The sequence below is a fragment of the Candidatus Obscuribacterales bacterium genome (assembly GCA_036703605.1).
Taxonomy (GTDB): Bacteria; Cyanobacteriota; Cyanobacteriia; order RECH01; family RECH01; genus RECH01.
In genome coordinates this window covers 1-10,213 of the sequence record DATNRH010001075.1, presented here as the reverse complement: position 1 = coordinate 10,213, position 10,213 = coordinate 1, and the positions used below count along the sequence as shown (strand labels likewise).

Annotated in this window: 5 protein-coding genes; 3 read left to right on the top strand and 2 right to left on the bottom strand. The window is 53.6% G+C overall.

The genetic code is table 11. From position 1 onward, the window contains the following. The coding region (locus V6D20_22030; protein ID HEY9818463.1) for a glycoside hydrolase family 15 protein at window positions 1–2,200 on the bottom strand (2,200 nt) is incomplete at its 3' end. A 193-nt stretch (window positions 2,201–2,393) separates the two neighbouring features. Next, on the bottom strand, window positions 2,394–3,512 hold the full coding sequence (locus tag V6D20_22025) for a response regulator (protein HEY9818462.1): 1,119 nt from the start codon (window positions 3,510–3,512) through the stop codon (window positions 2,394–2,396). A gap of 24 nt (window positions 3,513–3,536) precedes the next feature. Here V6D20_22025 and V6D20_22020 point away from each other — a divergent pair, with 24 nt between their 5' ends. The 3 genes from V6D20_22020 (at window position 3,537) to V6D20_22010 (ending at window position 10,127) form a co-directional block, all read left to right on the top strand. Next, entirely contained in the window at window positions 3,537–3,707 is a 171-nt protein-coding gene (locus tag V6D20_22020) for a hypothetical protein (protein HEY9818461.1), read from the top strand. A gap of 853 nt (window positions 3,708–4,560) precedes the next feature. Beyond that, a complete protein-coding gene (locus V6D20_22015) occupies window positions 4,561–8,649 on the top strand; it encodes a response regulator (GenBank protein HEY9818460.1) in 4,089 nt (1,362 codons plus the stop codon). After that, window positions 8,646–10,127, top strand: coding sequence for a response regulator (locus tag V6D20_22010; GenBank protein ID HEY9818459.1), 1,482 nt, complete (start codon window positions 8,646–8,648; stop codon window positions 10,125–10,127). Before V6D20_22015 ends, V6D20_22010 begins: the two co-directional genes overlap by 4 nt. The last annotated feature ends 86 nt before the right edge of the window (window positions 10,128–10,213 follow it).

The following is a 10,213-nucleotide window of genomic DNA, read 5'->3' as shown; positions in this document are numbered from 1 at the left end:
GGGTGGCTTTTTCGTAGACTTCATCCAGCAAGTCTGCCACCGTTAGGGGGCGATCGCTCTCCCAGGGAAGTTCGTAGGTGAGTCCTTCTACTTCACAGAGGGTGTCTAGCAGCTCGATTTGTTCGTAGAGGCTAGCGGATTGTTTTAAGCGATCTAGAATCGCTTCGGCTTCGGTTTCGCATTCCAGCAAAAACTCCTGGGGGCCAGTCAGCGGTTGGTTGACCGCTGGGTCAAAAGGTAAGAATTTGGGCTTGGGTGGGACAGGACGTACGGGCGCTTGGCTAAAGCGGAAATCATGGACGAAATCAATGCGCTCTATTGCCGCTGTGGAGATTAACTGATTCAGCGGCGCAACGCGCACGGAGACATCATCACAGCGGCCGCTCATTAACTCCTGAATCAATTGTAATAACGGCGATTCACCAATGGCGCTGGGCTGACCCACTTCAAACATACTGTGAGTCAGCAAAAGGGTGAGGGTGGGTCGTCCTAGCTGGCTCCAGTGGCGCTGGATATAGGCTAGTTCACCTTTGATTTGGGCAACTAGGAAATGGTAGTCGATGGTCAGATAAAACTGTTGCTGATCCAAAAATGAAGGTAAGAAAGCTATTGCATCTCCATGGACGTAGAAGAGGCGTGATGTGGTCAGGCTGCGCAAGCGGCGCAGGGGACGTCCTGATAGCCCCAACACGTCGTTGCGGCCAATTTGGCTGTAGATAACGGCTAGCTCTGCGGCATGGCGAATTTGCACCGGCTCCACTTGGGTGGGCACTTGGGTGGGCACGCCATAGGTGGATAGCTGGGCCTGCAGGGCTTCATCTTCGGCAATCAGGGCAATCTGCACCAGCGGCGCTTGGGGAGCCTGGAGGGATAAATGCCGCCCTAGGGGATCGAGATCACCCACGGCGATTAAATGCTCTGACAGCAGTTGCCCCAGGTAATAGAGGCTCTGGGCCCAGACCAGCGGGATGTTGTCATTGGGCTGGCGGGTTTGGCTGCCGGGGTCGTCGCGTTCGGCATCCAGATGCTCTTGGGGGACATAGTACAGTTCGGGGAGCAGCATCCGCCCATTCTGCTCCACCAGTACCGATTGCAAGCGCTGCTGATAGTCGTCGATCTGAGGGCGATCGCCCCGAAAGATCGCGTCGAGGAACAGGTAGGTGTAAAACAGCGGCCACTCACATTCGACATGCTCAAACTGCTTGAGTTCAATGGGCTCGTAGTGCAACCGCTGGCTATCTTCAATCACCGTTTGGTGCCCATCCCGCAGGAAACGCTTGCAGCCGTAGTTGCCCTGGAGTTTATCCACCACGTTGCGCCGGGTGCGATCGACCAGGTCTGGGTTATCAATGGCGAAGGCGGGGAAGCCGATGACGCTGAGCAGTGCCGCATCCACTTCCTTGGAGCCAGATTCCCTAGGCAGTAGGGATTCTAGGGTGCTGCGGGTGCGGGCAATCTCATCGGGCAGCACATGGATGACAGATGACTGATCGCCCTCGATGCCAAAGAGGTTGATGCCGTTCATGGCTTCGAGGGCCGCCTTGGCCATGCCGATGGAGCTGGCGTTCAGCTCTGGGTCGCCGTGGTTAATCTTATTGCCCCGTTCCCAGATGCCATAGTCGGGGGTGCGGTAGGCGCGACCAATGTAATACACCAGGTTTTGCACCACGTTGACTTCATCCAGAGTGTAGATGATGCGCAGACCGGATGCGGTCATCTGCGCCAACATCAGCAGGTAGATGGAGGTGGCATCGAGCTGCAGGTGTCCCCATTCATGATCGCCGACCACCGTTTCGCCAGTGCTGGTGCGGTATTTGGCATGGAGGGCATCCATGGGCGACTGGGTGGTTTTGAAGCGCTCAATTTTGTGGGACTGCTTCATCATGGAAGTTAGCAAGCCGCGCATCAGCTTGATGACGCTATGGTCTAGCTCGTAGGCGCGCCCCTGGTCGCGATCGCATTTGCGGTAGGCTAGCCCCAACCCCCATACGGCCAAAATGCTGTACACATTGTCGCGCACCCAAGCATCGGTATAGTTGCCGTGGCTATTAATGGCGGTGCTGGCGGGCAGCAGTCCCGTAATCGGGTGCTGACGGTTTAAGATCACCGCCTTGATGTCTTGGTAGTAGGTATCGAGGCGATCGCGCAGTGCTCCTTGGGTGGTGGGGTAGGCAGCAGAATGGGCATGAGGCTGAGACATAGGCATCCAACTAAGCATCCAACAATGATGACGCAATGACGACGACGCAAACAGTGGGAGCGATCGCTCCTACCAGAATGCCCACCATCTTACCGTTGTGCAACATGATCAGATTGTTCAGCCAGCAGATCAACCCTTAAATCAACCCTTAAATCAACCCTTAGATCAGCTATTAAATGGGAGAACATAACGATTAAACAGTCACCAGTTTGCGGGCAACTAAGCAAAAGCGCTCCTGACCATTTTGTTGAAAATAATGCATCCCCAGGGAAACAGCGATCGCCTGCTGCGTGACCGACTGATGTTCCATCTGTAGGGTCATAAAGCCCCAATCCCTCAGCTTGAGGCGATATTCAGACCATTGGTCGGGGGTGAGGTTCGGGGCAATGGTGTAAAGGCTGAGGGTGAGCAAATCACTATAGGAATAGCCAAGCTGCTTGCAGGCTGCCTCATTGCCATGGATGACTTGGGCTTGGTCATCACAAAACAAGACATAGTCACCAATTTGCGCCATCGCTAGCCGCATCAGTTCGGCTTGGTTTTGTTCCGTCTTAATACGCTGTAGTTCTTCCTCAAGCCGCACATTTTGCCCCCGCAGCCGCTGCTGAAGCTGGCGAATTTGCATCTGATTTTCAATGCGGGCAGCGACCTCTTCAATGCGAAAGGGCTTGGTAATGTAGTCGGCTCCGCCCACTTGAAAGGCCTTGACCTTGTCGAAGGTGTCGTCAATGGCGCTAACAAAGATGATGGGAATGTCGGCAGTCTCCACTTGGGACTTCAGCTCGCGGCAGACATCATAGCCATCCATCCCCGGCATCATGATGTCCAGCAAGACCAGATCGGGCTTCGCTGTTTTGGCCGCCGTAATGGCCATGGAGCCGCTCACAGTACTGCGAATGTCATACCCCTGCTTACTGAGGGTGGTCGATAGCAAGCGTAAATTTTCAGGCTGATCATCCACCAGCAGCAGTAACCCGCGATGTTCAGGCCGGTCTAGCCGAAACCCTAGCAGCCAAAAAATCTCCGACTGGGTTTGCTCTAGCTCTTGGCGATGAAGCCCACCTTGGGTCGCGAGCGCCTGATGACACGTTGCCAAGCGCTCGATGCTCTGAACAGCTTCCTTAAGCTCATCTGCCTCCAAATATAGGCTCCCCAACACCTCGTTCAGGTCGGAGAGGGGGTTGGCTTCCAGCCCGGCTCCGCTGGCTAAGACCGATCGCAGCTGATCAAGGTTCTGATGCAGCAAGCGACGGATGTAGTAGCTGGTGGTGGGGGACAGCCGAGGCAAGGGGGGACGAGATGATTCAGTCATCGTTCATCCTGGTAGGGGGTAGTGTTGGTTGACGAGGTGATTGACGGACAAACATTTGTGGACGTCGCCCTGACGCTCTCGTCCATGGCCGGGGCGGGAGCGGAGCCCCTAGCCGCTGAGGCTTCTCCTACGTCTTTTGGGGAAAGGGGGGGAGGGGATGAGAACAAAGGTTTGGCCGTCAACCGAGGTTGGTAGAGTATCACTACTCTCCTTGTTCATCAAAAAACACATGGGTTCGGGAATTTCCTCATCTTTATATTAGGAAATGGATCACTTTCTCCTGAAAATATTCGATAGGGTAGTAGTGTCTAACGTCTACTAGGCGATCGCCCTGGGTATGCGTTAGCCCCCTAGGCTACATCAGGGTGCCTAGACAACGCATTATTTCCTTGCTTGCTAATCTCTTTCGGGGTTTAGAATTCCTGATTGTGTATCAGTTTAGGCGGTTGATGTCCTTGCAGTGATAGGGGCAACTTCGCAGCCTACAGAGGTCTATATCATCGGTGGGAGCTTGACACGGTGGCTCATCCTATTGTTTTAAGCTGGGACGCCCTTTGATGTAGAGGTTTAAATGCTCACGATGCTAACAGCTCAAGCGGGAGCTTCATAGGAGAGATAGTTTTGTTCACGCTTGCCACCATGATCCCTGATACCTAGACGACTTACCCTAAGCAACTTCATTCCTTGGTCTGCGTTGATCTGAATATTGGCTCATAGTTGTCTCCTAGACTTAATTGGAATTAGGAAAAGCAATCAATTCTTAGCCTGAAACCCATCGATCTTATGGCTTCTACATCTATTTGGATGTCGAGCAACTAATTGCCGATAAGGTCTACTGTCTACTTACGTCCTGTTTGGAGGGAGAGCCTGCAGTCCCATCGGGGCTCCTAAGATGAGACACAATTCAACGTATGTTCCACCCTCGTCTGCTTTTAGGCTATGCAAGGGGTTTCCTGGGGCGATCGCCTTCCACATATATGCCTCTGAGCCATAGCAGATGCTATTTCACTTCCCGCCAGCACCTCTGGCACATTTGCACCTCTCGACCATGAACCCACCTATCTCTGACACTGCTGGCCACATTCTAGTCGTCGATGATATTTTGCCAAATGCTCGAATTTTATGCCAACTGTTAGATCAGGAAGGCTATCAAGCCAGCATGGCCTTGAATCCAGAGCAAGCGCTCCACAATTTGGCCCACATGTCCTTCGACCTTGTGCTGCTAGATATTCGCATGCCGCAGATGGATGGGTATGAACTCTGTCGGCGGCTGAAGGCTCATCCAGCGACGGCAGATATACCAGTTATTTTTGTCAGTGCCTTAGAAGAACCGTTGGATAAGGTGCGGGCATTTGAGGTGGGTGGTGCTGATTACCTCACCAAACCTCTGAATATCAAAGAGGTAGTGGTTCGCATTCAGCATCAATTGCGCATTCGCCATCTCCAGAAGCAGTTGATGCTGAAAAATCAACGCCTTCAGCAGGAAATCAGCGATCGCACCCAGGCAGAATCTCAAAACCAAGTGTTGCTGGCCATGATGCAGGAGGTGAGCAGCGCTCCAGACCTGAATGCAGCTCTAGACGTGGTGCTGAGGTATCTATGTGATGTGTTGGACTTTGGCTATGGCTGTGCCTGGATGCCCATAGATCCGAACACCTTGGCCTGTAGCTCCATGTGGTATGCCCAGCCTAAGCTCTGTGCCAGTTACGTTGTGGAACTAGAAGAAAGTCATCAGCATCTTCAGGCGATCACGCTACAGCCCCATCAAGGTTTGGAAGGGCAGGTATGGCAGGCGGGGGAGCCCATGTGGGGCACGCTGGGCAGCCCGGACGATTGGGGCAGTCAGCCGTTGCAGTGGTTGGCAGATCTGGGCTATGGGCGGAAGCTGGTGATTCCCATTGTGTCACCCCAGACGGAGGCTACCTTGGATTCTTGCCAGGTGCCGCCCGTGCTGGCTGTCTTGGTGTTCTACACCCATCCCCATGCTAATGAACCGAAGCAGATGCAGCTTTCCATGGCGATCGCGTCTCAACTGCGGGCCATTCTTGAACAAAAGCGCATTCAAGATGCTCTGAGCCAGAGTGAAGAGCGCTGGCAGTTGGCCCTCGACGGCAACAATGACGGCATTTGGGATTGGGATATTCCCAGCAACCACATTGCTTGTTCCGATCGCTTTGCAGACATTCTAGGCTATGCGCCATCCGAGCTGCTGCTCAACTATGACACATGGCTACAGCGGATCCATCCCAATGATGCTGAACTGGTGGAGGTGGCTGCCCAGGCCCATCTACGGCGACAACGTTCTACCTTCATGGCGGAATATCGCATGAAGTGCAGCAATGGGTCTTATAAATGGGTGCTGGTGCGGGGCAAAGCCCAGTGGAACAGCATCGGGCAGCCCCTGCGCATGGTGGGTTCGCTACGCGATATTAGCGACCTGAAGCTGACTGAGGAAGCCCTGTCCCAGCAGCTCAATCAAGCGTTGCTGATCCGTCAGGTAACGGATGAAATTCGCTGGCAAATCGACAGCAAGAAAATTTTTGAGACGACGGTGGGCCAGGTGGCCCGCACCTTTGGCGTGAATCGCTGTATCATCCACACCTGCAGTCAGTCGCCGCCGTCTGCTATTTCTACCGTGGCGGTTTATGCGGAGTCGGGCTATCAACTGCCGATGACGTTTCAAATTCCGTTGCACAATAATCCCTATGCGATCGCTGTCTTGGCCCATGATCAGGTGATTCCTGTTCCCGATGTTTCATCCGATCCGCGTCTTGCTACGCTACAGCCGTTGTGGAACCAGGTGCAGGTACAGTCTATTCTCGCGGTGCGTACGTCTTACCAAGGGCAGCCAACGGGAATGCTGGAGCTGCATCAATGCGACCATCAGCGAGACTGGACGGATGAAGATAGTCATCTACTGCAGGCGATCGCTGCTCAGGTGGGTATTGCCTTGCAGCACGCGAAGCTGTTGGAACAGGAGCAGCAGCAGCGCCAGTTGCTCGATCGGCAGAACCGAGACCTCCAGCATGAAATTCGCGATCGCCACCAGGCCCAAGAAGCGCTCAAGGAACTAGCCGAACGCCAGCGAGCAGCGCAACATGTGATTGAACGGATGCGCCAAACCTTGGATCTAGAGCAAATCTTTCGTTCCACCACCCAAGAGCTGCGGCAACTGCTCCAGTGCGATCGCGTGGCCATTTATCGCTTTAATGCCGATTGGAGTGGTGAATTCATTGCTGAATCAGCAGGGGCGGGCTGGAAACCCCTCGTGATTGATCAATGGCATGAACAGGGTTTGAACGATGAAGCGCTGCAGGAAGATAGCTGTGCTGTGAAAGATTGGTCGAAGCGCGGCACCGATACGCAAGACACCTATCTCCATGAAACCCAGGGGGGAGCCTATGCTCGGGGTACGCAGTTTCTCTGCGTGCGTGACATTTACCAAGCAGGATTTTCCCCTTGCTACATGCACCTGCTAGAGCGATATCAGGCCCGTGCCTATCTCACTGTGCCGATTTTCCAGGGCGATCGCCTGTGGGGATTACTCGCCCACTACCAAAACGATCGCCCTCGCTACTGGAAAGATAGCGACATTCAGCTCGCCACCCATGTGGGCACCCAACTGGGCGTGGCGGTGCAGCAGGCTGAATTATTGCAGCGCACCCAACTGCAAGCCATTGAGCTGGCTAATGCTCGGGATGCCGCCCAATCTGCCAACCGGGCCAAGAGTGAATTTTTGGCCAATATGAGCCATGAGTTGCGCACACCGCTGAATGCCATTTTGGGATTTAGCCAAGTGATGAACCATGACCCATCCCTGGGCTCTGACAATCGAGAATACCTAAACATCATTAATCGTAGCGGTCAGCACCTTCTCACCCTGATTAATGACGTCTTAGAGATGTCTAAAATTGAAGCCGGGCAGATTGATCTCAATGAGCAAAGCTTTGATTTATACAATTTGCTGGATGGGTTAGAGGATATGCTCTGCCTCAAGGCCCATGAGAAAGACCTGACCTTAGCCTTCCACCGTTCACCGGGCGTGCCCCGCTATGTGACGGCGGATGAGGGCAAGCTCCAGCAAGTGCTGATCAATCTCCTGGGTAATGCCATCAAATTTACCCGTCAGGGCGGTGTGGTGTTGCGGGTGCACAACCTTCCCCATTCTACAGATTCGTTGCCATCCTCGGATTCACAGGAGCGCTATCATTTGCTGTGGTTTGAGGTGAGTGACACCGGGGTGGGCATTGGTCGTAGCGATATGGAACGCTTATTTTTGCCCTTCGAGCAGGCCGCGGCCGGCCAGGCCCAGCGGGAAGGCACCGGGTTGGGGCTGAGTATTAGTCAAAAATTTGTGCAGTTAATGGGGGGGACGATCTCTGTCAGCAGCGAACTGGATCAAGGCAGTACCTTCAAGTTTTATATTCAGGTGCGCTTAGCTAGCCTTGCCGATCTACCCGAACGGTCGTCCCCTCAGCGTGTGGTAGGTTTGCGGCCCGATCAACCCGAATGTCGGATTCTAGTGGTTGATGATCATGAAGATAGTCGTAATGTCTTGGTGAAGTTGCTGACCTTTATTGGTTTTCGCGTCCAAGAGGCCGAAAATGGGGAAGAAGCGATCGCCCTTTGGCAACAGTGGCACCCCCATGCCATTTTGATGGATATGCGGATGCCAGTGATGAGTGGCTACGAAGCGACTCAACGCATTAAAGCTGAGCTGCAGGGGCGTCAGACCCCCATTATTGCTGTTACGAGTAGTGTGTTTGAAGATGATCGGGCTGATATTCTCAATGCAGGGTGTGATGACTTTCTGTATAAGCCTGTTCAAGAGCAACGGTTGCTAGATCTCCTGTCCTACCATTTAGGACTGGAATACTGTTACGAAGATCAGGCAGATGTGACGACTAGCCAGATGGTGCTCACCCCCGAGGCGCTGTCAACTATGCCCGCAGACTGGCTGAGCCAGCTTCACCGAGCTGCTAGTGGGTGTAGCGATCGCTTAGTGCTGCAACTCATTCAGCAACTGCCCGATACCCAGCAACCCTTAGCCCGTGCCCTTACGAAGCTCACCCACGATTTTCGTTTTGAAGACATTGTCGCCCTGACCGCAGCCTCCCACACCTTTCCAACTCCATGAGTAAGCCAGATCTAATGGACGATCGCTCCCTCAACGGCAACATTCTGATTGTGGATGATAAAGCTGATAACCTGCGTCTGCTGTCTCGCATGTTGGGGCAGCGGGGCTATGAAGTGCGCAGTGCCATTAGTGGTTCTGCGGCGTTGATGGCGGTTCGCGCCCTGCCTCCGGATCTGATTTTGTTGGATATCAACATGCCGGCTATGAACGGTTATCAGGTGTGTGAAGAGTTGAAAGCCTGTGAACAAACCGGGGCCATTCCCATCATTTTCCTAAGTGCGCTGAGTGATACGGCGGATAAGGTCAAGGCGTTTCGGGTGGGCGGTGCAGACTACATCACTAAGCCGTTTCAGGTGGAAGAGGTGCTGGCGCGGGTCGAGAATCAGCTTACCCTACGGCAAATGCAGCTTAAATTGCAGCACAGTAACCAAACGTTGCTGGAGGAGGTGCAGCAGCGTAAGCAAGCCCAAGATATTTTGCAGAACTCGGAGGCGGCTCTGCGGCAGCGTACCCAGGAGCTAGAAGTTGCTCTTGAGGAACTGCGCCTGACCCAGATGCAGTTGGTGCAGTCGGAAAAGATGTCTAGTTTGGGTCAATTGGTGGCAGGTGTGGCCCACGAGATCAACAATCCTATTAACTTTATTCACGGCAACTTGCGCCCCGCTCGGGACTACGCTGAGCATCTGTTGATGTTGATCCATGCCTATCAGAAGAGCGCGCCCACACCGCCAGAGCTACAGGCGCAAATGGACAGTATTGATCTGGAGTTTGTGAAGCAGGATTTGCCGCAGCTCTTAGAATCTATGCAGGTGGGCATTGATCGGATTATGGGCATTGTGCGATCGCTGCGGACGTTTTCCCGGCTAGATGAAGCGGATATTAAAACCGTGGATCTCCATGAGGGGCTGGATAGCACGCTGATGATTTTAAGCAACCGTCTTAAGCAAGATGACCACCAAGATGATCACAACGACGGTATTGAGATTGTGAAGCGCTACGGTAATCTACCTCGGGTGGAATGTTATCCGGGGCAGCTCAACCAAGTGTTTATGAATATTCTCACCAATGCCCTTGATGCCATTGAGGATGAAAACAGTCAGCGCGTGGCCCAAGGGCGATCGCCCCTTCCTGGGCAGGTCACTATTTCCACTTGGATGACGGAGGCTCAGACCATACAAATCGGTATCCTCGACAATGGCCCAGGGATGCCGGAAAGCGTTCAGAAGCGATTGTTCGATCCATTTTTTACCACCAAGCCCATTGGTCGCGGCACGGGTTTGGGGATGTCCATTAGCTATCGGATCATCACCGAACGCCATCGAGGCACCCTCACCTGCACCTCTACCCTCGGGCAGGGGACGGAGTTTGTGATCACTATTCCCCTGCAGCAATCACGATCTCAGCCCCAGCCCTTGGCGATGCAGGGCCACGGTAAAGATTCTGACCAAAACGGGCCATTTGGATCTAGAGTCCTTTGATAGCAATAGCTCCAACTATGAGACGATGCTGAGACAGCGCTGTTTTGCGACCCACTAAGCGACCTAGATGTGTCCCTGATCGAAAT